Source organism: Streptomyces sp. Je 1-369 (genome assembly GCF_026810505.1).
In the GTDB taxonomy this organism is placed as follows: Bacteria; Actinomycetota; Actinomycetes; order Streptomycetales; family Streptomycetaceae; genus Streptomyces.
This window is the reverse complement of sequence record NZ_CP101750.1, coordinates 6,752,898-6,776,897: the sequence shown is the minus strand read 5'-3', so window position 1 is coordinate 6,776,897 and position 24,000 is coordinate 6,752,898. Positions and strand designations below refer to the sequence as shown.

19 protein-coding genes are annotated in these 24,000 nt (G+C 72.5%); 8 read left to right on the top strand and 11 right to left on the bottom strand.

The window, feature by feature from the left end; genetic code table 11:
• Positions 1-165 precede the first annotated feature (165 nt).
• The gene (locus NOO62_RS30545) at positions 166-474 is read left to right on the top strand and encodes a DUF5133 domain-containing protein (protein ID WP_268774010.1); all 309 of its coding nucleotides are present in this window, start codon (positions 166-168) and stop codon (positions 472-474) included.
• On the opposite strand, the gene NOO62_RS30540 is transcribed toward NOO62_RS30545, so the two are convergent.
• Together NOO62_RS30540 and NOO62_RS30535 are read right to left on the bottom strand one after the other, a co-directional pair.
• Entirely contained in the window at positions 387-794 is a 408-nt protein-coding gene (locus NOO62_RS30540) for a RidA family protein (protein ID WP_268774009.1), read from the bottom strand. The genes NOO62_RS30545 and NOO62_RS30540 overlap by 88 nt on opposite strands.
• A complete protein-coding gene (locus NOO62_RS30535) occupies positions 791-2,011 on the bottom strand; it encodes an acyl-CoA dehydrogenase family protein (RefSeq protein WP_268774008.1) in 1,221 nt (406 codons plus the stop codon). Before NOO62_RS30535 ends, NOO62_RS30540 begins: the two co-directional genes overlap by 4 nt.
• Before the next feature lie 109 nt (positions 2,012-2,120).
• Here NOO62_RS30535 and NOO62_RS30530 point away from each other — a divergent pair, with 109 nt between their 5' ends.
• The 3 genes from NOO62_RS30530 to NOO62_RS30520 are packed head-to-tail and all read left to right on the top strand — an operon-like array spanning position 2,121 to position 5,178.
• The gene (locus tag NOO62_RS30530) at positions 2,121-3,785 is read left to right on the top strand and encodes an AMP-binding protein (protein ID WP_321170619.1); all 1,665 of its coding nucleotides are present in this window, start codon (positions 2,121-2,123) and stop codon (positions 3,783-3,785) included.
• Between the two features lie 4 nt (positions 3,786-3,789).
• Entirely contained in the window at positions 3,790-4,599 is an 810-nt protein-coding gene (locus NOO62_RS30525; protein WP_268774007.1) for a PaaX family transcriptional regulator C-terminal domain-containing protein, read from the top strand.
• Positions 4,600-4,608: 9 nt separating this feature from the next.
• The gene (locus tag NOO62_RS30520) at positions 4,609-5,178 is read left to right on the top strand and encodes a HutD family protein (protein WP_268774006.1); all 570 of its coding nucleotides are present in this window, start codon (positions 4,609-4,611) and stop codon (positions 5,176-5,178) included.
• Between the two features lie 39 nt (positions 5,179-5,217).
• Here NOO62_RS30520 and NOO62_RS30515 read toward each other — a convergent pair whose 3' ends face one another.
• Together NOO62_RS30515 and NOO62_RS30510 are read right to left on the bottom strand one after the other, a co-directional pair.
• On the bottom strand, positions 5,218-7,533 hold the full coding sequence (locus NOO62_RS30515; RefSeq protein ID WP_268774005.1) for a bifunctional salicylyl-CoA 5-hydroxylase/oxidoreductase: 2,316 nt from the start codon (positions 7,531-7,533) through the stop codon (positions 5,218-5,220).
• Positions 7,534-7,535: 2 nt separating this feature from the next.
• Positions 7,536-8,363: an enoyl-CoA hydratase family protein gene (locus NOO62_RS30510; protein ID WP_268774004.1), complete on the bottom strand. Its 828-nt coding sequence runs from the start codon at positions 8,361-8,363 to the stop codon at positions 7,536-7,538.
• Positions 8,364-8,583: 220 nt separating this feature from the next.
• Between NOO62_RS30510 and NOO62_RS30505 the strand changes: the two genes are divergently transcribed.
• Positions 8,584-9,030 (top strand): ATP-binding protein, encoded by a 447-nt coding sequence (locus NOO62_RS30505; RefSeq protein WP_268775852.1) that lies wholly within the window; start codon positions 8,584-8,586, stop codon positions 9,028-9,030.
• Here NOO62_RS30505 and NOO62_RS30500 read toward each other — a convergent pair.
• From NOO62_RS30500 to NOO62_RS30480, 5 genes are all read right to left on the bottom strand, one after another.
• Positions 9,005-10,453 carry an amino acid permease gene (locus NOO62_RS30500; protein WP_268774003.1) on the bottom strand — a complete coding sequence of 483 codons (1,449 nt, stop codon included), beginning with the start codon at positions 10,451-10,453 and terminating at the stop codon, positions 9,005-9,007. The genes NOO62_RS30505 and NOO62_RS30500 overlap by 26 nt on opposite strands.
• 64 nt (positions 10,454-10,517) lie before the next feature.
• Complete coding sequence (argF, locus tag NOO62_RS30495) at positions 10,518-11,516, bottom strand: ornithine carbamoyltransferase (RefSeq protein WP_268774002.1); 999 nt, start codon at positions 11,514-11,516, stop codon at positions 10,518-10,520.
• 136 nt (positions 11,517-11,652) lie between these two features.
• Complete coding sequence (locus NOO62_RS30490) at positions 11,653-12,885, bottom strand: arginine deiminase (protein WP_268774001.1); 1,233 nt, start codon at positions 12,883-12,885, stop codon at positions 11,653-11,655.
• Between the two features lie 82 nt (positions 12,886-12,967).
• On the bottom strand, positions 12,968-15,553 hold the full coding sequence (locus NOO62_RS30485; RefSeq protein ID WP_268774000.1) for a polynucleotide kinase-phosphatase: 2,586 nt from the start codon (positions 15,551-15,553) through the stop codon (positions 12,968-12,970).
• Positions 15,550-17,034 (bottom strand): 3' terminal RNA ribose 2'-O-methyltransferase Hen1, encoded by a 1,485-nt coding sequence (locus NOO62_RS30480; RefSeq protein WP_268773999.1) that lies wholly within the window; start codon positions 17,032-17,034, stop codon positions 15,550-15,552. Before NOO62_RS30480 ends, NOO62_RS30485 begins: the two co-directional genes overlap by 4 nt.
• A gap of 340 nt (positions 17,035-17,374) precedes the next feature.
• Here NOO62_RS30480 and NOO62_RS30475 point away from each other — a divergent pair, with 340 nt between their 5' ends.
• The 3 genes from NOO62_RS30475 (at position 17,375) to NOO62_RS30465 (ending at position 20,915) form a co-directional block, all read left to right on the top strand.
• Positions 17,375-18,073, top strand: a complete 699-nt coding sequence (locus NOO62_RS30475) for a helix-turn-helix transcriptional regulator (RefSeq protein WP_268773998.1) — start codon at positions 17,375-17,377, stop codon at positions 18,071-18,073.
• Positions 18,074-18,165: 92 nt separating this feature from the next.
• Entirely contained in the window at positions 18,166-18,810 is a 645-nt protein-coding gene (locus NOO62_RS30470) for a DUF4255 domain-containing protein (RefSeq protein WP_268773997.1), read from the top strand.
• Between the two features lie 14 nt (positions 18,811-18,824).
• Positions 18,825-20,915: an AAA family ATPase gene (locus NOO62_RS30465; protein ID WP_268775851.1), complete on the top strand. Its 2,091-nt coding sequence runs from the start codon at positions 18,825-18,827 to the stop codon at positions 20,913-20,915.
• Between the two features lie 59 nt (positions 20,916-20,974).
• On the opposite strand, the gene NOO62_RS30460 is transcribed toward NOO62_RS30465, so the two are convergent.
• Both NOO62_RS30460 and NOO62_RS30455 read right to left on the bottom strand, forming a co-directional pair.
• Complete coding sequence (locus tag NOO62_RS30460) at positions 20,975-22,351, bottom strand: hydrogenase expression protein (RefSeq protein ID WP_268773996.1); 1,377 nt, start codon at positions 22,349-22,351, stop codon at positions 20,975-20,977.
• A 5-nt stretch (positions 22,352-22,356) separates the two neighbouring features.
• On the bottom strand, positions 22,357-23,988 hold the full coding sequence (locus NOO62_RS30455) for a peptidoglycan-binding domain-containing protein (protein ID WP_268773995.1): 1,632 nt from the start codon (positions 23,986-23,988) through the stop codon (positions 22,357-22,359).
• Positions 23,989-24,000: the final 12 nt, after the last annotated feature.

Below are 24,000 nucleotides of genomic sequence, written 5' to 3'. Positions count from 1 at the left end.
CGCCGGGTACCCCGTGATCCGCCCGTTGCACCCGGTAGCAGGCATTCCGCCTTTCAGGAAAGGGACCGGTGCATGACGCCGGAAACCGGGGGTAACAGGGGCATCAGATCCCCCCACCAGTACCCCCACGAATACCCCCACCGACATCTGTCCAGGAGTACGTTCATGCTGCAGGCACACCCCTCCGTCCTCGCTGACCTCGTCGAGCGCTACGAATCCCTCCACGCCAAGGCCGACAGCGCGGCTGTCGACCCCGCGCTGCGCCGACAGCTCGACGACGTCACGTACACGCTGTGCGTGATCACCGGCACCCGCTCCCTGGAGCAGGCCCTCGCCTCGGCCCGCCGACGTGCCAGAAAGGTGCGGGAGGTGCGGAACGTGCGCGGTCAGGCGAGCACGGCCGTTCCGTCGAGTTCCACCAAGGCCTCCTCGTCCCACAGCCGTACGACGCCCACCACCGCCATGGCCGGATAGTCGCGGCCCGCCAACCGCTTCCAGATGTGGCCCAGTTCGCGGGCGCGGGCGCGGTAGTCGGCGACGTCCGTGGCGTAGACCGTGACGCGCGCGAGGTCGGCCGGGGTGCCGCCCGCGTGGCGCAGGGCGGTCAGGAGGTTGGCGAGGGCCCGCTCGAACTGCTCGGGCAGGGTCGAGCCGGTGACCTCGCCCTCGCTGTCCAGCGCGGTCTGCCCGGCGAGGAAGACCAGGCGGGAGCCTGTCGCGGTGACGGCGTGCGAGAAGCCCGTGGCCGGGGCGAGTTCGGCGGGGTTGACGCGGTGCAGGTCGCTGTCGCTCATGCGGGCGGTTCCTCCTCGTGGACATCCATGCGGGTGTGCGGCTGCTGAGTGTGCGGCTCCTTGGCGTACAGCTCCTTGGCGATGATCGTGCGCTGGACCTCGCTCGCGCCCTCGTAGATGCGGGGCGCGCGCACCTCGCGGTAGAGGTGTTCGAGGAGGTGGCCGCGGCGCAGCGCACGGGCGCCGTGCAGCTGGACCGCCGCGTCGACCACGTACTGCGCGGTCTCGGTGGCGATGAGCTTCGCCATCGCGGCGCGCCGGGCGATGCCGGGGCTTCGCGGTCCCTCGCTGTCGTACGCCGCCGCTGCCGCGTAGACCATCAGACGGGCCGCCTCCGTGCGCGTCGCCATCTCGGCGACCTGGTGGCCGACCGACTGCAGATCCTTCAACGGACCGCCGAACGCGGTCCGTTCCGCCGTGTGGGCCAGCGTCGCGTCGAGCGCGGACTGCGCCATGCCGACCGCGAACGCGCCGACGCTCGGCCGGAACCGGTTGAGCGTCGTCATGGCGACCCGGAAGCCGCGGTCGACCTCCCCGAGCACGTCCTCCGTGCCGACCCGTACGCCGTCGAAGGCGAGGGCGCCGATGGGGTGCGGCGAGAGCATCTCCAGGGGGGTGCCGGTAAGGCCCGCGCGGTCGGCGGGGACCAGGAACGCGGTGACGCCGCGGGACCCCGCCCCGGGCGACGTACGGGCGAAGACGCTGTAGAAGTCGGCCTCGGGCGCGTTGGAGATCCAGCACTTCTCGCCGGTGAGGCGCCAGCCGCCCGAGCCGTCGGGTTCCGCCGCGAGGCTGAGGGCCGCCGCGTCCGAGCCCGCGCCCGGCTCGGAGAGCGCGAAGGCGGCGACGGCGTGCCCGGCGCGGACGGGCGGCAGCCACCGTTCCCGCTGCTCGGGCGAGCCGTGGGCGTGCACGGGGTGGGCGCCGAGGCCCTGGAGGGCGAGGGCGGTCTCGGCCTCCGTGCAGGCGTAGGCGAGGGACTCCCGCATGAGGCAGAGGCCGAGGGCGCCGGTCTCCTTGCCGGGAGGAGTCGCACCGGCACCTCGCCCCTCGAACAGGCAGCCAAGCAGGCCCAGTTCGCCGAGCGCCGCGACCAGTGGCCGGTTCACGTGGCCGGGCTCACCCTTCTCCGCCAGGGGGCGCAGGCGCTCGGCGGCCAGCGTCCGCAGCTCCGCGCAACGGGCGGTTTGTTCAGGATCGAGCGAGAATGCCGTCATCCCGGTCCCCTCCTTTATCGCGCACCGTTGACTGTCGTCACCATCACGATACGCTCATGGAGCGAGCCCACCACAGCGCCCGTCCGGCAGGCAAGGGGGCAGAGCCGCCATGGAACCGACCGGCAATCCAGCCAACCCGGGGCCGACACCGTCCGGCCACGTCGACACGTTCGCCCGGGACCACCTCCCGCCGCGCGCGCAGTGGCCCGCACTGGTCCACGACCGCCCCGAACTCCACTACCCCGACCGCCTCAACTGCGGCGCGGAGCTCCTGGACCGGTCGGCCGAGCGGTTCGGCGCGGACCGTCCCGCCTTCCACGCCGCGTCCGGCGACACCTGGACGTACGGCGCGCTGCGGCGGCACGTCGACCGGATCGCGCACGCGCTGACCGCCGACCTCGACGTCCGGCCCGGGCAGCGCGTCCTGCTGCGCGGGCCCACCACGCCGTGGCTCGCCGCCTGCTGGCTCGCGGTGATGAAGGCGGGCGCGATCGCCGTGACCGTCCTCGCCCAGCAGCGCGCGCAGGAGCTCGCCACCATGTGCGAGATCGCCGAGGTGCGGCACGCGCTCTGCGACGTACGGGCGGTCGACGACCTGATCAAGGCCGGTGTGCCGGGCCTGAACGTCACCACGTACGGCGGCGAGGGCCCCGACGACCTCCTCGCGCGCGCCGCCCGGCAACCCGACCGCTACGAAGCGGTGGACACGGCGGCCGACGACGTCGCGCTCATCGCGTTCACCTCCGGCACGACGGGCCGCCCCAAGGGCTGCATGCACTTCCACCGCGACGTGCTCGCCATCGCGGACACGTTCGCGCGGCACGTCCTGAGGCCGACGCCGGACGACGTGTTCGCGGGCAGCCCGCCACTGGGCTTCACCTTCGGCCTCGGCGGACTCGTCATCTTCCCGCTGCGCTTCGGCGCGTCGTCCGTACTGCTCGAACAGGCGGGTCCCAAGCAGCTGTTGCCCGCGATCGGGCGGCACGGGATCAGCGTGCTCTTCACCGCCCCGACCGCGTACCGCACGATGCTGGACGAGCTCGACGCGCACGACGTACACGATGTCTCCTCGCTGCGGCGCTGCGTGTCCGCGGGTGAGAACCTGCCCGCGGCGACCTGGCAGAGCTGGCAACAACGCACCGGGCACCGCATCATCAACGGCATCGGCGCGACCGAGCTGCTGCACATCTTCATCTCCGCCGCCGACGACGCGATACGTCCCGGCACGACCGGGCTCCCCGTCCCCGGGTGGCACGCGCGCGTGGTCGACGATTCCGGGGCACCGCTGCCGGACGGCGAGCCCGGACTGCTCGCGGTCCGCGGCCCGGTCGGCTGCCGCTACCTCTCCGACGAGCGGCAGCTCCAGTACGTGCGGCACGGCTGGAACATCACCGGCGACACCTACGTCAGGGACGCCGACGGCTACTTCCGGTACGTCGCCCGCGCGGACGACATGATCATCTCCGCCGGGTACAACATCGCGGGCCCCGAGGTCGAGGATGCCCTGCTCCGCCACCCCGACGTGGCGGAGACGGCGGTGGTGGGCCGCCCCGACGAGCTGCGCGGGCAGGTCGCCGTGGCGTACGTGGTGCTCCGCGCGGGCGCGGCGGCCGACGCGGACCGGCTGCGGGAGTTCGTGAAGGGGGAACTCGTGCCCTACAAATGCCCGCGGGAGATCATCTTCCTGGAGGCGCTCCCGCGCACCGCGACGGGCAAGCTCCAGCGCTTCCGGCTGCGCGGCCGGATACCGGGCGGTCCCGGGCCCGTAGAGTGATCACGTGTCCGAGCAGCACACTCCACGGTCCCTGATCGTCACGTTCTACGGCGCCCACGGCCGGGCCGCGCCCGGCCCCGTCCCGGTCGCCGATCTGGTGCGCCTCCTCGCGCCGGTCGGCGTCGACGCGCCGTCGGTGCGGTCGTCGGTGTCCCGGCTGAAGCGGCGCGGCCTGCTCGTGCCCGGACGCACGGAGGGGGGCGCGGCCGGGTACGCGCTCTCGCCCGACGCCCGTCAGCTCCTGGAGGACGGCGACCGCCGCATCTACGGCGCGGGGGCCGACCGCGGGACGGGCTGGGTCCTCGCGGTCTTCTCCGTCCCCGAGGCGGAACGCGCCAAGCGCCACGTGCTGCGCTCGCACCTCGCGGGCCTCGGCTTCGGCACGGCGGCGCCGGGCGTCTGGATCGCCCCGGCCCACCTCTACCCGGAGACCAGGCACACCCTGACCCGCCTCGGACTCGCCCCGTACGTCGACCTGTTCCGCGGCGAACACCTGGGCTTCACGCCGACACCGGAGGCGGTCGCACGCTGGTGGGACCTGGCGGCCCTGGCCAAGCAGCACGAGGCGTTCCTGGACCGCCACGAGCCGGTACTCCGCGCGTGGGAGTCCCGTGACGCCCCTGGCTCCCCCGAGGAGGCGTACCGGGACCACCTCCTCGCCCTGGACTCCTGGCGCCAACTCCCCTACGCCGACCCGGGCCTCCCCGCCGGCCTCCTGCCCTCGGACTGGCCGGGCGCCCGCTCGGCGGCGGTGTTCGCGGCCCTGGACGAACGCCTGAGGGAGGCCGGCGCCCGGTTCGTGCACCCCGCATAGACTGGGCCGGTGGACGAACAAGTGCTGCGCCGGAGCGAGTACCGCAGCGTGCCGTGGAAGAACGGCGGCGGTACGACCAGGGAGGTCGCGGAGGGCGCGGCCTGGCGGGTGAGCGTGGCGGACGTGGCCGGAGACGGCCCCTTCTCCCTCTTCCCCGACACCGACCGCGTGATCACCCCGGTCGAGGCGGACGGCACGCACGCCATGACTTTGACGGTGCAGGGCACCCCGCACCACGTCACCCCCCTGACTCCCTTCGCCTTCCCGGGCGACGCGCCGACGGACTGCCACCTCCCGGCGGGCGCGGTACGCAACTTGAACGTGATGACGCGAAGGGGCCGAGCGACGGCACGGGTACGCATCGTCGACGTCACCGCGGCGGGTGGGGCGGAGCCGGTCTGCGGGACGGACGAGACCCTCCTGCTCATGCCGGTCACGGAGGGGCTCACCCTGGCCGCCCCGGACAGCAGGGACACCCCACTCGCCCGCCTGGACTGCGTACGCCGGACGGGCCCGGGCACGCTGAGGCTGCGAGGCGAGGGCACGGCGGCCGAGATCAGAATCACGACGGCACGCTGAGCCCCCCCCCCCCCCGGCATCCGAGGGACGGCGGGGGCCTCACACGGGCAGCTGGAGTCTCTGCTTGGGGGCGTCCGCGCGGCCTGTCCGAGGGCGGCGGCTCCCCGCACCGTACTGGAGCGGCCATGCCGCCCCCGCGCCCGCGTAACCCTGCTCCGCCGCCGCGTGCAGCGTCCAGTGGGGGTCGTAGAGGTGCGGGCGGGCCAACGCACACAGGTCCGCGCGGCCCGCCAGGAGCAGGGAATTCACGTCGTCCCAGGAGGACACCGCGCCCACGGTGATCACCGGGACGCCCGTCACACTCCGGATGCGGTCCGCGTACGGAGTCTGGTACGAGCGGCCGAACTCCGGGCGTTCGTCCGCCACGACCTGCCCCGTGGAGACGTCGACCGCATCGGCCCCGTGCGCCGCGAACGCCCGCGCGATCTCGACCGCGTCCTCGGCCGTCGTGCCGCCGTCCGCCCAGTCCGTCGCGGAGATCCGGACCGTCATCGGCCTGGCGGCGGGCCACACCGCACGCACCGTGTCGAAGACCTCCAGGGGGTAGCGGAGACGGCCCGGCAGGTCGCCCCCGTACGCGTCCGTGCGGAGGTTCGTGAGCGGGGAGAGGAAGCCCGACAGCAAGTAGCCGTGCGCGGCGTGGAGTTCGAGGAGGTCGAAGCCCGCGCGGTCGGCCCGGCGGGCCGCCGCCACGAACTGTTCGCGGATCTCCGTCAGACCCGCCCGCGAGAGTTCGCGAGGAACCTGGCTGCCCCGCTTGTACGGCAGCGGCGACGCCGCGTCGAGCGGCCAGTTGCCGTCGGGCAGCGGATCGTCGATGCCCTCCCACATCCGCTTGGTTGAGCCCTTGCGGCCGGAGTGGCCGAGCTGCAGGCCGATCGCCGCGCCGGGCGCCTGCGCGTGGACGAAGTCCGTGACGCGGCGCCACGCGTCCGCCTGCTCGTCGGTGTACAGCCCCGCGCAGCCCGGCGTGATGCGGCCGCGCTCGCTGACGCACACCATCTCGGTCATGACCAGGCCCGCGCCGCCGAGCGCCCGCGCGCCCAGGTGGACCAGGTGGAAGTCGCCGGGCACGCCGTCCACGGCGGAGTACATGTCCATCGGGGAGACGACGACACGGTTGCGCAGGGTCAGGTCGCGGAGCCGGAAGGGCGTGAACATCGGCGGCGTACCGTCCGGGCAGCCGAAGTCACGCTCGACGGCGCGGGTGAAGTCCGCGTCGCGCAGGCGCAGGTTGTCGTGGGTGACGCGGCGGCTGCGGGTGAGGAGGTTGAACGCGAACTGGCGCGGGGGCTGGTCCAGGTAGTCGGAGAGCCGCTCGAACCACTGGAGGCTGGCGCGGGCCGCTCGCTGCGTGGAGGCGACGACGGGACGGCGCTCCTCCTCGTACGCCCGGAGCGCGGCCGGGACGTCGGGCTGCTCCTCCAGGCACGCGGCGAGCGCGAGCGCGTCCTCGACGGCGAGCTTCGTGCCGGAGCCGATGGAGAAGTGCGCGGTGTGCGCGGCGTCGCCGAGCAGGACTGTGTTGCCGTACGACCAGCGGGTGTTGGTGACCGTGCGGAAGTTGATCCAGGAGGAGTTGTTGCCGCGCAGCGGGCGGCCGCCGAGCGCCTCCGTGAAGATCTTGGCGCAGCGTTCCGTGGACTCGTGCTCGTCGAGTTCCGCGAACCCGGCGGCCTCCCACACCTCTTCGCGCATCTCGACGATGACGGTGGAGGCACCCGTTCCCGAAGCGGAGTACGGGTATCCGTGCAGCTGCATCACGCCGTGTTCCGTCTCGGCGATCTCGAAGCGGAACGCGTCGAGGGCGAAGTCCGCGGCGAGCCAGATGTAGCGGCAGTGGTGGCTGGTCAGGGTCGGTTCGAAGACGTCGGCGTGCGCCTCGCGGGTGAGGCTGTGGACACCGTCGGCGGCGACGACCAGGTCGTACTGGGAGGAGAGTGCGGAGGCGGGCGGGGCCTCCGTACGGAAGCGCAGCTCGATGCCGAGGTCCCGGCAGCGGTCGTGCAGGATCTCCAGGAGCCTGCGCCTGCCGAGCGCCGCGAATCCGTGGCCGCCGGACGTGTGCCGCCGGTCGCGGTGCACGATGTCGATGTCGTCCCAGCGTACGAACTCCGCCTGAAGGGCTGCGTAGACGGCGGGGTCGGCGTGTTCGATGCCGCCGAGCGTCTCGTCGGAGAGGACGACGCCGAAGCCGAAGGTGTCGTCGGGCGCGTTGCGCTCCCAGACGGTGACCTCGCGGCCGGGGTCGAGGCGCTTGAGCAGCGCGGCGGCGTAGAGCCCGCCGGGGCCGCCGCCGATGACGGCGATGCGGCGGGCCCGCCCCGCGGCGGAGGGTGCGGCAGGGATTCCCATGGTCACCGTCCCTGCCACTTCGGCGGGCGCTTCTCCGTGAACGCCGCGTGGAACTCCGCGTAGTCCTCGCCGTTCATCAGGAGCGCCTGGGTCGACGCGTCCAGTTCGATGGACGCGGCAAGCGGCATGTCGAGCTCCGAGGTGAGGAGCGCCTTCGTCTGCGCGTACGCGAGGGCCGGTCCTTCGGCGAGGCGGCGGGCCAGGGACCGCGCGGCCTCCGCCGCCCCGCCCTCGTCCGTCAGCTCGCTGATGAGGCCGATCCGTTCGGCCTCGGGGGCGCGCACCGGCTCACCCAGCATGAGCAGCCGTGTGGCGTGGCCGAGTCCGACGACGCGCGGCAGGAGGTAGGCCGCGCCCATGTCGCCGCCGGAGAGGCCGACCCGGGTGAAGAGGAAGGAGAAGCGCGCGGAGGGGTCGGCGACGCGGAAGTCCGAGGCGAGGGCGAGCACCGCGCCGGCGCCCGCCGCCACCCCGTGCACGGCGGCGACCACGGGGAAGGGGCACTCCCTGATGGCGCGGACGACCTGGCCCGTCATGCGGTTGAAGTCGAGGAGCTGGGCCGTGTCCATGGCGAGCGTGGCGCCGATGATCTCGTCGACGTCGCCGCCCGAGCAGAAGCCGCGGCCCTCGCCGCCGAGCACGAGAGCGCGCACGGACTTGTCGCGGGAGAGCTCGGCGAGGAGGTCGCGCAGGTCGGCGTAGGCACCGAAGGTGAGCGCGTTGAGCTTGTCGGGGCGGGCGAGGGTGACCGTGGCGACGCCCTCGTCGACGGCGAGGCGCAGGTGCCGCCAGTCGGGGGTGCGGGTCGCGGAGCCGGTGAAGGGACTCATCAGGTGCGGCCTCCTCGGCCTGGGGCTGGAGTGCACGGGCAGGGGCTACCTCTCGAAGCTATCACCGTTCCGTGACTGTCGTCACGAGTGCGCGATATGCGACCTCCCGGACACCACGGGACCCCACAGGGTCGGACGTCCCGGGAATGCCCGACGGTCGCCCCTGTCGACTTGGCGCTTAAGATTCGTACGGTTGAAAGCAGGACCGCCACCTGCTGCCCTGAACGGACCCGCCTTGCACGAGCCTTCCTCCCCCGCCTCCTGGCGCATCGCCCTGCCGCACACGACGGCAGCCGTGCCGGTCGCGCGTGCCCTGGTCCGCACCGCCCTCACCGACATCGAGTCGTCCCCCGACACCGACACCGCCGAGCTCCTCACCGCGGAGCTGGTCGCCAACGCCGTCGAGCACACCGGCGGACAGGACCCCATAGAGCTGGTGATCGAGCTGCTGCCGTCGGGCTGTCAGGTCGAGGTGCACGACTCGAACCCGCTGCCGCCCGGCGACCTCACCGCCCCCGGCCCGCACGTCGAGCCCGACCCCTGGCAGGAGCACGGGCGCGGCCTGCTCCTGATCCGCACCCTCAGCTCGTCCTGCGGCCACCGCTCCACCGCGTCGGGGAAGGCGGTCTGGTTCACGCTTCCTACGAGGCCCCCGCACGCGTGCTGACGGTCGGCACCTCGCCCCGCCCGAGCCGCGAGTGCCCGCGCCCGTACAGCGCGTAGACCACCGCGCCCACCGCGACGAACACGGCGAACTGAACCCACGTCGTCCAGCCCGTGCCCCAGATCAGATAGAGGCAGAAGCCGACGCCGAGGACCGGGCTGACCGGGTGGAACGGCACCCGGAAGGTGCGCCGGAGGTCCGGTGCGGAACGGCGCAGCGCGATCACTGCGACGTTCACCACGACCATGATGGCCAGCGTGCCGATGGTGGTCAGGTTGACGACGACGTCGAGCGAGGAGAAAGCGGCGGGCACGGCGACGACCGCCGCGACGATCCACGTGTTGGCGACGGGGGTCCCGGTCCGCGGCGAGACGCGTTCGAAGACGCGCGGCATGAGGCCGTCGCGGGACATCGACATCAGGATGCGGGTCTGGCCGTACATCACGGCGAGCACCACGGAGGCGATGGCGACGACCGCGCCGAAGGCGATGATGCCGCCGCCGAGGGCCGAGTCGGTGACCTGGTTGACGATGAGCGAGAGCGCGGCGGGCCTGTCGGCAACGGCGTCCGAGCCGAGGGCACCGATGGCCGCGAGCGCCACGGCGACGTAGAGCAGGGTGACGACGCCGATGCAGATCAGGATGGCGAGCGGAATGTTCCGCCGCGGGTTCCTGACCTCCTCGCCCGCCGTCGTGACCGCGTCGAAGCCGATGAAGGAGAAGAAGGCGAGCGAGGCGCCCGCGGTGATGCCGGAGGCGCCCGCGCCCGCGAAGGGGGTGAGGTTGCCGTCCTCGAACGCACTGAACGCGATCGCCAGGAAGAGCAGCAGGATGCCGATCTTCAGGACCGCCATGGCGGCCGTGGCCCCGGCGCTCTCGCGGATGCCTCGCACCAGGAGCACGGCGGCGAGCAGGATGACGACGACGGCGGGCAGGTTCACCGCGCCGCCCTCGCCGGGCCCCGCGGACAGCGCGGCGGGCAGCTCCCAGCCGGTGAGGCTGTGCAGCAGCTCGTTCAGGTACTGGCTCCAGCCGACCGCGACGGCGGAGACCGACACGCCGTACTCCAGGAGCAGACACCAGCCCACGAGGAATGCGGTGCGCTCGCCCAGTGAGGCGTACGCGAAGGAGTACGAGCTGCCCGACACCGGGATCGCACCCCCCAGCTCGGCGAACGAGAACGCGGTGAAGATGCAGGTCACGGCCGCGAGCACGTAGGAGATCGCGACGGCGGGGCCCGCCTCGGCGACGGAGTCCGAAAGGCCGACGAAGATGCCGGTGCCGACGATCGCGCCGACGCCGAAGCACACGAGCTGGAAGAGCCCCATGGTGCGCCGCAGGCCGTGGCCCTCCAGGTCCGCTCCCGATTCGGCGACGAGCTGATCGGGGGACTTGATGCGAAGCCCGTTGGTGCGAGTGGGGCTCATGGGGTGGTTCTCGATTCTGGTGGTGCGTGGTGCGTGGTGCCGGTGTTGCTCAAGCCGTGGGGGCTCAGGTGAGCGTCGCCACCAGGACCGCCTTGATCGTGTGCATGCGGTTCTCCGCCTCGTCGAAGACCACGGAGTGCTCCGACTCGAAGACCTCGTCCGTGACCTCCAGGGACTCCAGGCCGTACGTCTCGTGGACCTCGCGTCCGACCTTCGTGCCGAGGTCGTGGAAGGCGGGCAGGCAGTGCAAGAACTTTACGTCCGGATTGTCCGTGGCGCGCAGGACGTCCATCGTCACCGCGTAGGGCACGAGGGCGGCTATGCGCTCGGCCCACACCTCCTGCGGCTCCCCCATCGACACCCAGACGTCGGTGCCGACGAAGTCCGCCCCCCGTACGCCCTCCACGACATCCTCGGTGAGCGTCAGACGGGCCCCGCTGGCCCTCGCCAGCTCCTGGGCCCGCGCGCGGATCTCCGGGGCGGGCCAGTACGCCTCGGGGGCGACGATGCGTACGTCCATGCCGAGCAGGGCGCCGGTGATCAGGTACGAGTTGCCCATGTTGAAGCGGGCGTCGCCGAGGTAGGCGAAGGCGATGCCGGTGAGGGGCTTGGCGCTGTGCTCGGTCATCGTGAGCACGTCGGCGAGCATCTGAGTGGGGTGCCAGTCGTCGGTCAGGCCGTTGTAGACGGGCACGCCCGCGTGGGCGGCGAGCGTCTCGACCGTGTCCTGCGCGTCCCCGCGGAACTCGATGGCATCGAACATGCGGCCCAGCACCCGCGCGGTGTCCTTGGAGGACTCCTTCTTGCCGATGTGCGAGCCCGCGGGGTCGATGTACACCGTCGAGGCGCCCTGGTCGGCGGCGGCCACCTCGAAGGCGCAGCGCGTCCGCGTCGAGTTCTTCTCGAAGATCAGCGCGATGTTCCTGCCCCGCAGCCGCTGCGTCTCGGCCCCGGCCTTCTTGGCCGCCTTCAGCTCGGCGGCCAGCTCGAGCAGGCCGCGGAACTCGTCGGCGGTGAAGTCCAGCTCCTTGAGGAAGTGGCGGCCGGTGAGGTCTGTGGCCATGAGGCGCTCCAGGAATGCGGATGGGCGTACGAAAGACGGTGACTGTTGAAACTATATACGACGCTCCACATTTATATACAGACCCTCGGCCGGGGGTCGGTCAGGCCCTGGTGACCGGCGAGGCCCTCTGCAGGAGCTACAGCCCCGGCACCGGATCCCGCTGCACCGGACAGCTCATGCAGCGCGGCCCGCCCCGGCCGCGCCCCAGCTCGCTCCCCAGGATCTCGATCACCTCGATGCCCTGCTTGCGCAGGTGCGTGTTGGTCGTCGAGTTCCTCTCGTACGCCACCACGACGCCCGGCTCCACCGCGAGGACGTTGCAGCCGTCGTCCCACTGCTCGCGCTCGGCCGCGTGCACGTCCTGCGTGGCCGTGAGGACCCGGATGCCGTCGAGCCCGAGCGCGGCGGCGATGGCGCGGTGCATGTGCTCCGGCGGATGGTCGGTGACCTTCAACTCCCGCTCCCCCACGCCCGGCTCGATCGTGTACGAGCGGAGCATGCCGAGGCCCGCGTACTGCGTGAACGTGTCGCCGTCGACCATCGTCATCACCGTGTCGAGGTGCATGAACGCGCGCCGCTTCGGCATGTCGAGGGCCACGATGGTCTGCGCCGAGCCCGCCGCGAACAGCTTGTGCGCGAGCATCTCGACGGCCTGCGGCGTGGTGCGCTCGCTCATGCCGATCAGCACCGCACCCTTGCCGATGACCAGGACGTCGCCGCCCTCGATGGTCGAGGGGTAGTCGGCCTGGCCGCGCGACCAGACGTTGAAGTCCTCGCCGCGGAACAGCGGATGGTGCCGGTAGATCGCCTCGAAGTGCACGGTCTCGCGCTGCCGCGCGGGCCAGCGCATCGCGTTGATGGAGACGCCGTCGTAGATCCAGGCGGAGGTGTCGCGGGTGAAGAGGTGGTTGGGCAGCGGGCCGAGGAGGAAGTCGTCCAGGTCCATGCAGTGGAAGCGGACGGACGTCGGCTCGGCGTGGCGCTCCAGGAACTCCCGCTTCGTCATCCCGCCGACCAGCGCCTCGGCGAGCTCGGTCGAGGGCAGGGTCTCGAACGCCGCCCGCAAGTGGTCGGTGGCGAGCGGACCGTACTCCTTCTCGTCGAAGACGCGGTCCAGGACGAGGAGGCGGGCCGCGGGCACGTCCAGGGTCTCGGTCAGCAGGTCGCCGAAGAGATGGACCGCCACCCCCCGGTCGCGCAGCACGTCCGCGAACCCGTCGTGCTCCTGACGGGCCCTGCGCACCCACAGGACGTCGTCGAAGAGCAGGGCGTCCTTGTTGCTCGGAGTCAGCCGCTTGAGCTCCAGATCGGGGCGGTGCAGTATGACGCGGCGCAGCCGCCCGGCCTCGGAGTCGACATGGAATCCCATGGGGTCCATCTTTCCCCGGCCGGACGGCCGACGCGCGTCGTTGGCCAAAGCAGCGGGGCCCGCGACGCCCCCCGCCCCGGCTCTAGAGCCGGGGGTCCACCGGCTCCGACTCCAGCGCCAGGACCGCGAACACCGCCTCGTGCACCCGCCACAGCGGCTCGCCGTCCGCGAGCCGGTCCAGCGCCTCGAGGCCGAGCGCGTACTCGCGGACGGCGAGCGACCGCTTGTGGCCGAGGAAGCGGTCGCGCAGCTTCGCCAGGTTCTCCGGACGTGTGTACTCCGGGCCGTAGACGATCCGCAGGTACTCGCGGCCGCGGCACTTGATGCCGGGCTGGACGAGGCGGCCCTGCGCGTTCCTGACCAGCGCCTCGACCGGCTTGACGACCATGCCTTCGCCGCCGCGACTGGTCATCTCCAGCCACCAGTCGACGCCCGCCCGCACCGACTCCGGGTCGCCCGTGTCGACGTACAGGCGGCGGGTCGTCTGCAGCAGGTCGGAGCCCTGGCTGCCGTCGTGCTCCACCATGCGGTCGATCAGGGCCAGCTGTTCGTCGTGCGGGAGCCCGGCGAGGCTGCGGCCCTGGACGGCGAGGATCTGGAACGGCGCGAGGCGCACGCCCTCCAGGCCCTCGGTCGACCAGCAGTAGCGGCGGTAGGCGTCGGTGAACGCGGCGGCGTCCGCGGCGCGTTCCCGCTGCCGCGTCAGGAGTTCGCCCGCGTCGACGCCGCGCGCCGTCGCCGCTTCCAGAGCGGCGATCGCGCCGGGGAAGACGGCTCCGGAGGCGGCGCCCACGGCGGCGTACTGCGTGCGGAGCAGCCCCGACGCCTTCAGCGACCACGGCATCAGCTCCGCGTCGAACAGCAGCCAGTCCGTCGCGAGCTCCTCCCACAGCCCTGCCTCGGTGACGGCGTCGCGCACGCGGCCGAGGATCTCCTCGGTGACGGCGGGGTCGTCGAAGAAGGGGCGGCCGGTGCGGGTGCAGAGGGAACCGGTGGGCCCTCCACCAGTGGCGCTGTCGCCCACCCCGAACCGCTCGCGGGCCACGTCCGCGTCGCGGCAGACCAGGACCACCGCGCGCGACCCCATGTGCTTCTCCTCGCACACGACGCGGGCGACGCCGTCGTCGGCGTACGCGGCGAACGCCTCCTCCGGGTGTTCCAGGTAGCCCTCACGGCGGGACGTGGCCGTCGGTGCCATCGTCGGCGGCAGGTACGGGAGGAGGCGCGGGTCGGCGGCGAAGCGGCTCATGACCTCCAGGGCGGCGGCGGCGTTCTCCTCGCGTACGGCGACGCGGCCCACGTGCCGGGTCTCGACCACGCGGCGGCCGTGCACGTCGTTCAGGTCGAGCGGCCGCCCGTCGTGGCCGCCGGGCGCCTCGGTGCGCAGCGGCTTGGACGGCTCGTACCAGACCCGCTCCGCCGGTACGTCGACGAGTTCGCGCTCCGGCCAGCGCAGCGCGGTCAGCCTGCCGCCGAAGACGGCGCCGGTGTCCAGGCAGATGGTGTTGTTGAGCCAGGTAGCGGTGGGTACGGGGGTGTGGCCGTAGACCACCGCGGCCTTGCCCCGGTACTCCTCGGCCCACGGGTAGCGCACCGGCAGGCCGAACTCGTCGGTCTCGCCGGTCGTGTCGCCGTACAGGGCGTGGGAGCGGACCCGGCCGGAGGTGCGGCCGTGGTACTTCTCGGGCAGACCGGCGTGGCAGACGACGAGCCGGCCGCCGTCCAGGACGTAGTGCGAGACGAGGCCGTCGATGAACTCCCGCACCCGCGTGCGGAACTCCTCGCTCTCGGCCGACAGCTGCTCGACGGTCTCGGCGAGTCCGTGGGTGTGCTGGACGCCGCGGCCCTTGAGGTGGCGGCCGAGCTTGTTCTCGTGGTTGCCGGGCACGCAGAGAGCGGTGCCCGCCTCGACCATCGACATGACGCGCCGCAGCACGCCCGGCGTGTCCGGGCCGCGGTCGACGAGGTCGCCGACGAACACGGCGGTACGGCCCTCGGGGTGCACGCCGTCCACGTATCCGAGCTTGCCGAGCAGGGTCTCCAGCTCGGCGGCGCAGCCGTGGATGTCGCCGACGATGTCGAAGGGGCCCGTGAGGTGGGTGAGGTCGTTGTACCGCTTCTCGGTGACGACGGTGGCGGCCTCGATCTCCGCCGTCCCGCGCAGGACGTGCACCTTCCGGAAGCCCTCGCGCTCCAGGTGGCGCAGGGAGCGCCGCAGTTCGCGCTGGTGACGCTGGATGACGCGGCGCGGCAGGTCCGCCCGGTCGGCGCGGGCGGCGTTGCGGGCGGCGCAGACGTCCTCGGGCACGTCGAGCACGATGGCGATGGGCAGCACGTCGTACTGCCTGGCCAGCTCGATCAGCTGCTTGCGGCTGTCGCTCTGCACGCTGGTCGCGTCGATGACGGTACGGCGGCCCGCGGCCAGGCGCTTGCCCGCGATGTAGTGCAGCACGTCGAAGGCGTCGCGGCTCGCGCTCTGGTCGTTCTCGTCGTCGGCGACGAGCCCGCGGCAGAAGTCGCTGGATATGACCTCGGTTTCCTTGAAGTGCGTGCGCGCGAAGGTGGACTTGCCGGAGCCGGTGGCGCCGATCAGGACGACGAGGGAGAGGTCGGTGACGGCGAGAGCGCGTGTGGCGTCGGCGACGGTGGTGCGGTTGTCGTTCGTCATGCGACCTGGTCCTTCTCGGCTGCGTCGGCCACCTTGGCCGCCTGGCTGAACACGGCCATCTGCGTGGGCGGACCCACCTCGGGGTCGTCGTCGCCGACGGGCACGAACCGGACGTCGTAGCCGTGGCGTTCGGCGACTCGGTGGGCCCACCCCGCGAACTCCTCCCGCGTCCACTCGAAGCGGTGGTCGCCGTGGCGGACGTGGCCGGCGGGGAGCGACTCCCAGCGGACGTTGTACTCGACGTTCGGCGTCGTCACGAGGACGGTGCGGGGACGTGCGGAGCCGAACACGGCGTACTCCAGGGCGGGAAGCCGCGCCTCGTCGAGGTGCTCGATGACCTCGCTGAGCACGGCCGCGTCGTACCCCTTGAGCCGCTTGTCGGTGTACGCGAGGGAGCCCTGCATGAGCTGGACGCGGCCGGCCTGGCGCTCCCCGAGGCGGTCGAGCTTGAGCCGCCGGGAGGCGACGGTCAGCGCACGCACGGACACGTCGACCCCGACGATCTCGCTGAACCGGACATCCTTGAGCAGGGCCTGCACCAACTGCCCCTGCCCGCAACCGAGATCGAGCACCCGCCCGGCACCGGCGTCGGCGAGCTCCGCGAGGATGGCCTCGCGGCGCCGCACGGCGAGCGGCACCGGCTGCTCCTCGGTGTCGGTGCCTTCGTCGACGGCGTTGTCGATGTCGTCGACGTCCGAGTCGTCGGCGTCGGCGAGCCGCACGAGTTCGAGCCGCTCCTTGGCGTCCCGTGTCAGGGACCACCGCCGCGCCAGATAGCGATCGGTGATGACGTCCCGCTCCGGATGCCCGGCGAGCCACCCCTCCCCGGCCCGCAACAGCTTGTCGACCTCGTCGGGCGAGACCCAGTAGTGCTTGGCGTCGTCGAGGACGGGCAGCAGCACGTACAGGTGCCGCAGCGCCTCGCCCAGCGTCAACGTCCCGTCGGCCGCTTCGAGTACGAGCCCCACGTACCGCGAGTCCCCCCACTCGGGAAACCGCACGTCCAACGGCACGGGCGTCACGGTCACGGCCCACCCGAGCGGTGCGAAGAGCGCCCGCACCAGCTCGGCACCGCCACGGGCGGGCAGGGCGGGCACCTCCACGCGGAGCGGCAACGGCTGCGCGACCCGCTCGGGCCGCGCGGCGCACACGCCACGCATGGCACTGGAGAACACGGCACTCAGCGCCACGGCGAGCAACGACGAGGCGGCATAGGGCCGATCGTTCACATACTGCCCAAGAGCCGCGTCAGGAGCCCCGCCCCGCCCCTTCCCCTTCCCCCGCCGCACGAGCGCGACGGGGTCGACCTCGAGAAGCAGCGCGGCGCTGCACCGCTCGACGGTCGCCTCGGGAAAGAGGACGTGCGCGGTCCCGTGGGACACGCTGCGCGTATGCCGTTTGTCGGGATGCTTGTGCAGCAGGAAGCCGAGGTCGGTGGCGGGGGTCTGCTCGGTGCCGGTGGTGGAGATCGTCAAGAACACAACACGAGTATCGTCGCGCGGCCACGCTGTGGCCACGGAGTTTGCGCTGCCCGGCAGGTGACCGGGCGTGGTCGGGTTCTCGGGTGCGTGGTGAACGGCCGCGCGCCGCGCCGCCCGGGGCCGGGCTCGGTTTCCCTGGCTCATGGCCGAACCAGGGAAACCTGGGCCGGCGCGGTCCCCCGGGGGACGCCGCCGTACCGGCCCTGCACACCAAGTCCCCAGTCCCGCAGCGTTCACTCACGCGCTCGTAAACAACCCCGTTGATTCAACGGCAATCATTTGTTGATCGGTTCCGGCCACCCTGTGCCCGTCGCTATTCGGGGGAAGACAGGGAATTTCAGTGTCGGATACACGTATCTCGGTGGCCGTGCATGCCACCGACCCCCTCAGCCGGGCCGGGGTCATCAGCCATCTGAGGCACCAGCCCACCGTGGAGCTGGTGGACCGGTCCCCGGACGGCTCCACCCCCGCCTCCGCCCCCGCATCCCCCGGCGGATCGACGGCCACCACGACCGAACGCGTCGCGGTCATGCTCGTCGACCGCCTCGACGACCCGGCGGGCAGCGAGCTGCGCCGCCTCGCCAGGTCCACGGAACAGCGGGTCGTCCTCATCGCCAGCGAGCTGCGCGAGCCGGAGCTCCTCGCGGTCGTCGAGTACGGCGTGCGGGCCATCCTCTGGCGCCACCAGGCCACCCCGCAGAAGCTGCTGCGGGCCGTGCACAGCGCGGCGCGCGGCGAGGGCGAGCTGCCGCCCGACCTCATCAACCGGCTCATGGCCCAGCTGGGCCGCCTCCGGCTCTCCGCGCTCGACGGCACCCCGTCCGCCGCCGGCACCCTCGTACCGACGCTGGGCATGGCACCCCGCGAGGTGGACGTGGTACGGCTGATCGCGGAGGGGCTCGACACCAAGCAGATATCGGAGAAGCTCGCCTACTCCGAACGCACCGTCAAGAACGTCCTGCACGCGCTGATGACGCGCCTGCAGCTGCAGAACCGCGCGCATGCCGTCGCGTACGCGCTGCGGGAGGGGTACATCTAAATGCGGCGACATCTCATGCGTCGACAGTCAGCGCGGCGGCAGCCGACGCGGCGACCGGTCCGGGTCCTCACATCCATACGGGGAGCGCGACCGTGATCCACGAAGTCGACGAGGCCCTCCGCGCGCTGCTGCGCGAGGCGCTTCCGGAGGGGACCGGCGAGGTCGTCTTCGAGGCGCCGACCCGCGACTGGGCGGCGCGGCGCAACGCGCCCACGCTCAACTCGTACCTGTACGACATCCGCGAGGACGTCGCCCGCCGCGAGCGCGGCGCCTACGCCGAACGCGGTCCTGACGGCATCGTGCTGCGCAGGCGGCAGCCGCCCCGCTGGTTCCGGCTCTCCTACCTGCTCACCGCCTGGACCAACCGCCCCGAGGACGAGCACCGGCTGCTCTCCGCGGCCCTCGGCACGCTCCTCCGGCACGAGCTGCTGCCGCCGGACCGGCTGCCCGACGCGCTCGCCGCGCTGGGCGCCACGCTGCCGCTGTCCGTCGCCGTGCCGCCGCCGGAGGCGCGCTCCATCGCCGACATCTGGTCCGCGCTCGGCGGTGAGCTCAAGCCGTCCCTGGACGTGGTGATCACCGTGCCGTTCCCGGTCTCGCCCACGTACGACGTGGCGCCGCCGGTCACCGAGGGCGCGGTCGTGGGTGTCCGCGGTCTCGACGGGGAGCCGGGCGACTCCCGGCCCCGGATGATGCGGAAGCGTCGCGACGACCACGCTCCGGAGGCGGGCGAGTGAGCGCGCGGAACGTCATGGTCGCGCGGCTCGAAGCCCTGCGCGGGCGAGTCGCCGAGCTGGTCGAGCGGCGCTCCGCCGACGACCCCACGGCCGCGGATCCGCTCCGCGGGATGTACGTGACGCCCGAGACGGCCTTCCGGCTGGCCACCACTCCCCTGCCCGCGGCGGGCGGCATGGCGGCCGTGGCAGGTGCGGCGGATGGTGGTGCGGAGGGTGGTGTGGAGGGCGGGGCCGGAGACGCTGGGTCCGACCCGTTGGAGGAAGTGGCCCGGGAGTTCGGGCTCAGCGTGCTCGACCAGCACATCCTGCTCGCCGCCCTCGCCCCCGACGTCGACCGCCGCTTCGAGCCGCTGTACGGGTACCTCAACGACGACGTCGGTCGCCGCCGCGCCACCGTCACGCTCGCGCTGGACCTCTCCGGCACGGGACCGCACGACCCGCTCGCCCGGCGCCGCTTCCACCCCCGGTCACCGCTGCGTGCCGGGGGCCTGATCGTCGTGGAGGAGGAGGACCGGCCGCTGCCCGGGCGGGCCCTGCGCGTGCCGGAGCGGGTGGTGGCGCAGCTGCTCGGCGACGACGCGCTCGACCCCGATCTCGTCGACCACGACGTCGAGTTGCTGGCAGCGGAGGACGACGGGGGCACCGCCGACGCCGGCTCCGCGCATCCGCTCGCCCTCCGCGTCGCCGCCCTCGCCGCCGAGCGGCCGCTCCGCGTGCATCTGCGCGAGCGCAGGGAGGGCACCGCTGCCGAACCGGTGGCGGAGGCACTGCGGGCGGCCGGACGGACGGTGCTGCGGTACCGGCCGTCGGGCACGTCGGGCACGGCGAGTGATGCCGCGGCGGTCGCGCTGGTCCGTGAGGCGCGGCTGCGGCGGGCCGCGCTCGTCGTCGGGCCACTGCCCGACGGACCCGGCCCCCTCGTGCGGTCCCTGGTGACCAGTGACGTGCCGGTCGTGTTCTTCGGGAGCGAGCCGTACGACCCGGGGTGGGCGCCCGACGCCGGGCTGCTCGTACTCGACGCGCCGCAGGACGCCGTCGACGCGGCCCGTACGTGGCACACCGAACTCGCCAGGTACTCCCCCGCGTACGAGCCTGACGTCGAGCCGGACGTCGAGTCGGGCTTCGAGCCGGACTTCGACCTCGGCGAGGCCGTCGCGCCGTACCGCCTCAGCGTGACGCAGATCCGGCGCGCCGCCCGCGACGCCGCCGAACTGGCCGCGTTCGACGGGACCGCGCCGACCGTGGCGCACCTGCAGCGCAGTGCCCGGCTCCAGTCCGCGCCGCTGCTCGACAAGCATGCCCGGCGGATCAGGCCCGAGGTCGGCTTCGCGGACCTCGTGCTCCCGGACGAGCCCCTCGCCATGCTCAACGAGCTGACGCTGCGCGCCCGGCACCGCGACAAGGTGCTCGGTGAGTGGCGGCTGCGCACGGGCGGCGGGCGCGGGCGCGGTGTCATCGCGCTGTTCGCCGGGGACTCCGGCACGGGCAAGACGCTGTCGGCGGAGGTCGTCGCCGGGGAACTCGGCCTGGACCTGTACGTGGTGGACCTGTCGGCAGTCGTCGACAAGTACATCGGCGAGACGGAGAAGAACCTGGAGCGGATCTTCGTGGAGGCCGACCGTACGGACGCGGTGCTGCTCTTCGACGAGGCCGACGCGGTCTTCGGCAAGCGCTCGGAGGTCAAGAGTTCGCACGACCGGTACGCGAACCTGGAGAGCGCGTATCTGTTGCAGCGCCTCGAGGCGTTCGACGGGATCGCGGTGCTGACCACGAACCTGCGGGCCAACATCGACGACGCGTTCACGCGCCGCCTCGACCTGGTGGTCGACTTTCCGTTCCCCGACGTCGAGCAGCGGCTCGCCCTGTGGCGTACGTGCCTGACGGGAACGCCCTGCGCCGACGACCTGGACGACGAGCTCGCGGCCTGCGCCAAGGAGTTCGAGCTGTCCGGCGGCGCGATCCGGTCGGCCGCCGTGACCGCCGCGTATCAGGCGGCGGGCCACGGCGGCCCGGTGTCCGGTGCGGACGTCCGGGCCGGTGCCCGCCGCGAGTACCGCAAGATGGGCCGTCTGGAACCGGGTACGTCCCTGCCCTGGCAACGCTGACCGACGACGATCCCGGACTGGCCCAGGGGGGACTTCGGCCAGGGTTACTCCGGCCAGTGTTACTCCGGCCAGTCCGAGATCGTCCAGCCCATGCTCTTGCGGTCGTCGCACTTCCAGGTGATCGCGCTCGTGTCGTTCTGCATGTCGACCACGCACTCGCCGTTGCCGACCCCGACGATGTGGGTGAGGCCGTCGGGCTGGCTCTCCAGCTTCCACTTCTGGTTGTCGGGGAGCTGACCGCTCTTGATGTTCTCCGGGGGCGCGTGGAAGATCTGCACGATGTTCGTGCCGACCTTCAGGTCCATGATCGCGCCGGGGGCGTTCGCCGCCTCCAGGGAGTACGTGTCGGTCTCCGGATAGTGGTGCAGGATCCACTTCTGGTTCTTGCCGAACTCGTCCGTCAGCTCCGGGCTCTGGCCGACGTACGTGCCGTCCGCCTTCGCGCCCCGCTTGGTCTCCAGGTACCAGCCGCTGCCCTCCGCGCTGCGGATCGTGCGCAGCTTGGGGCCCTTCGGCTTGTCGTCCTTCGGTCCGCCGCCACCACCGCCACCGCCGGACTCCGGCGGCTTGGCCTCGTTCGCGGGCGCCTTCGGCTCCTCCTTCTCCTTGGAGGGGCTCGGCGACGGGCTCGGCGCCTTCTTCATGCCGTCGCTCTGCGGCAGCTCCCGCTGCTCGCCGGCCTTCTCCTTGGCCTGCGTCGACATGGCCGGCTTGTGGTTGAACCACATCACGGCGAACGCGAGTCCCAGCGCGAAGAGCACCGAGAGCACGGCCATCGCCCAGCGCGGGATGAACGACGGCTGGACGTACGTGCCGCGCAGTTCCACCGGCTCCGGCACCCCGGCCCGCAGCACGGACACCGTGAACGGGCGCTTGACGGTGCCGCCGACCCAGCTCACCGAGCCGGGCTTGATGCTGAGGTCGGCGAACGCGGCGCGGCCCGGCGCGACCTGGACCGATCCGGGCTCCGACTCGACCTCGACCTCCTCGCCGTTCTCACGGCCCGAGAAGGACGCCGTGAGCTGCTGGTTGCCGAGGTTGTCGACGGCCACGGACGCCTTGGCGCGCAGTCGGCCGCGTACGACCAACGGGAGCAGTTCCGTACGGAGTTCGGCGAACGGGCCGACCGTGATCCGGCCCTCCGCGACGTCCACGGTGTGCGGGGTCTCGCGGGGCTGCACCCGGACGCCGAACGGGGTCGGGCCCGCCTGCGCGTCGGAGGTGCGGGGCGGGGCGAACTCCACCTGGGCAGTGCCCTCCGCGCCCGGGTACAGCCGCAGGACGTCGGGCTGCACGCGGGCCCAGCCCGCCGTCGCGCCGACCACCTGGAGGCGGTACTCCTCGACGGTGTCGCCGGTGTTGCGCACGCGCAGCCGCACGCTCGCGGTGGAGCCGGGCTCGACTGAGGTCGCCGCGGGTTCGAGAGAGGTCCACATGCCGCTCACCGCCCCGTCACGCCGGGGTGGTGGACGCTGCCGCCGACCAGGGCCCGCAGGGTCGCGCTGTCGGCCTTGCCGGTCGCCGGGAGGCCGACAGAGGCCTGGTATTCCTTGATGTGAGCCGCCGTGTTGGTGTTGTACCTGGCCGTGGTGGGTGCGCTACGGCCGTTCTTGAAGTAGGCGACGCCGTGCTCGGCGTACGCCCGGTCGCGGTCCAGGTCCTTGTCGCTGATGCCGGCCTGCGAGGCCCACCAGAACGCCGCCTGGAGCTGTACGACCTCCCAGCTGTCGGCGCCGGAGCGCACGGCGTCGGGCCGGATGCCCTGCGCCCACAGCGAGGTGAGGGTGGCACGGCCCAGCGTGCCCACGTCGTCCGTCTCGAAGATCTGAGCGGTGTTGTTCCCGGAGTTCTGGCCGGTGCGGACCACGGCCTTCTGGTAACAGATGAGTTTTGCCTCTGTGTTGGAGTCGATGACGCCGGGCGTCCAGTGGCCGGTCAGCGTGCAGGGATTCTTCGAACCGAGGGCGGCGAGGCGGCGCTGTGCGTACTCGACGACGACGTCCGGCGCGTAGCCGCGGCGCCAGGGTGGTCCGGTGCGTGCCTTGCGGCTGCCGCCGTCCGACACCGTCTCCTCGCCACCGCCACCACCGCCGCCACCACCGTCTTCCTTCTTACTGCTGCCGCCGCCCGAAGAGCCGCCGTCGCCGGAGCCGCCACCGCTTGCTCCGCCACCGCCACCGGCGCCGCCCGAACCCGAGTCCGTGCCGCCCCGGCCGCCGCCGTCCGCCTTCTCCTTCGGAGGCGGCGGAGCGTCGTCGAGTCTGTCCTTCTCGCCGCCCTGCGGGACGGCGGCGGGCGCGGCGGCCGCCTGGTTCTCGCGCGCCGAGCCGTCGAAGTCGGGCGCGTAGGTCAGCCACGCCACGACGGACGCGACGGCGAGCGCCGCGAGCACGCCGCCGACTGCGAGCAGCCTGCGGGGCAGGACCGGCCGCTGATCGAAGCTGCCCGGCAGTTCGTGCCCCTGCTCGTCGCCCGAACGGCGCACGGAGACGGTGAGCGGATGCGCCTGTCCGGTCCCCGTCCACAGCACCTGCTGCGGCCGGATGGTCAGGTTCGCGAACGCGGCACGCCCCGGCGCCACTTGTACGGCGGTGGGGTCGACCTCGAAGGCGAGGCGCCCCGCGTCGTCGCGGAGGGTGAGGGCCGCCGTCAGCGGGGTGTTGCCGAGGTTGTCCACGGCGACGGAGGCGCGGCCGCGGAAGCGTCCGGCGATGGTGGGCGGCAGGAGTTCGGCGCGGATCTCCGTGAAGGGCGCGACGGTGACCTGCCCCTCGACCACGTCCCGGGCCTCGGGGTTCTCCCGGGGCTCGACGCGGATGCCGAACGGCGTGGGTCCCGCGGCCGCGTCGGGCGAGCGGGGCGGCGCGAAGGAGATCTCGGCGGTGCCCTCGCTGCCGGGGTAGAGCCGCAGCACGTCGGGCTCGACACGGGACCAGCCGGCGGCGGCGCCGACGACCCCGAGGCGGTACTCCTCGACGGTGTCTCCCGTATTGCGTACGCGAAGCCGCACGGTCGCCCGGCCACCGGGGTCAACGGTCACCGCGGCCGGGTCAAGGGAGTTCCACCACGTCATACGGGCACGGTA

Coding starts and splice junctions, on each gene's coding strand:
- NOO62_RS30540 (WP_268774009.1), bottom strand. CDS start 794: ATGAGCGACAGCGACCTGCACCGCGTCAACCCCGCCGAACTCGCCCCG.
- NOO62_RS30510 (WP_268774004.1), bottom strand. CDS start 8,363: ATGAGTCCCTTCACCGGCTCCGCGACCCGCACCCCCGACTGGCGGCAC.
- argF (WP_268774002.1), bottom strand. CDS start 11,516: ATGGCCACAGACCTCACCGGCCGCCACTTCCTCAAGGAGCTGGACTTC.
- NOO62_RS30515 (WP_268774005.1), bottom strand. CDS start 7,533: ATGGGAATCCCTGCCGCACCCTCCGCCGCGGGGCGGGCCCGCCGCATC.
- NOO62_RS30465 (WP_268775851.1), top strand. CDS start 18,825: ATGGTCGCGCGGCTCGAAGCCCTGCGCGGGCGAGTCGCCGAGCTGGTC.
- NOO62_RS30530 (WP_321170619.1), top strand. CDS start 2,121: ATGGAACCGACCGGCAATCCAGCCAACCCGGGGCCGACACCGTCCGGC.
- NOO62_RS30455 (WP_268773995.1), bottom strand. CDS start 23,988: ATGACGTGGTGGAACTCCCTTGACCCGGCCGCGGTGACCGTTGACCCC.
- NOO62_RS30460 (WP_268773996.1), bottom strand. CDS start 22,351: ATGTGGACCTCTCTCGAACCCGCGGCGACCTCAGTCGAGCCCGGCTCC.
- NOO62_RS30500 (WP_268774003.1), bottom strand. CDS start 10,453: ATGAGCCCCACTCGCACCAACGGGCTTCGCATCAAGTCCCCCGATCAG.
- NOO62_RS30490 (WP_268774001.1), bottom strand. CDS start 12,885: ATGGGATTCCATGTCGACTCCGAGGCCGGGCGGCTGCGCCGCGTCATA.
- NOO62_RS30535 (WP_268774008.1), bottom strand. CDS start 2,011: ATGACGGCATTCTCGCTCGATCCTGAACAAACCGCCCGTTGCGCGGAG.
- NOO62_RS30485 (WP_268774000.1), bottom strand. CDS start 15,553: ATGACGAACGACAACCGCACCACCGTCGCCGACGCCACACGCGCTCTC.
- NOO62_RS30545 (WP_268774010.1), top strand. CDS start 166: ATGCTGCAGGCACACCCCTCCGTCCTCGCTGACCTCGTCGAGCGCTAC.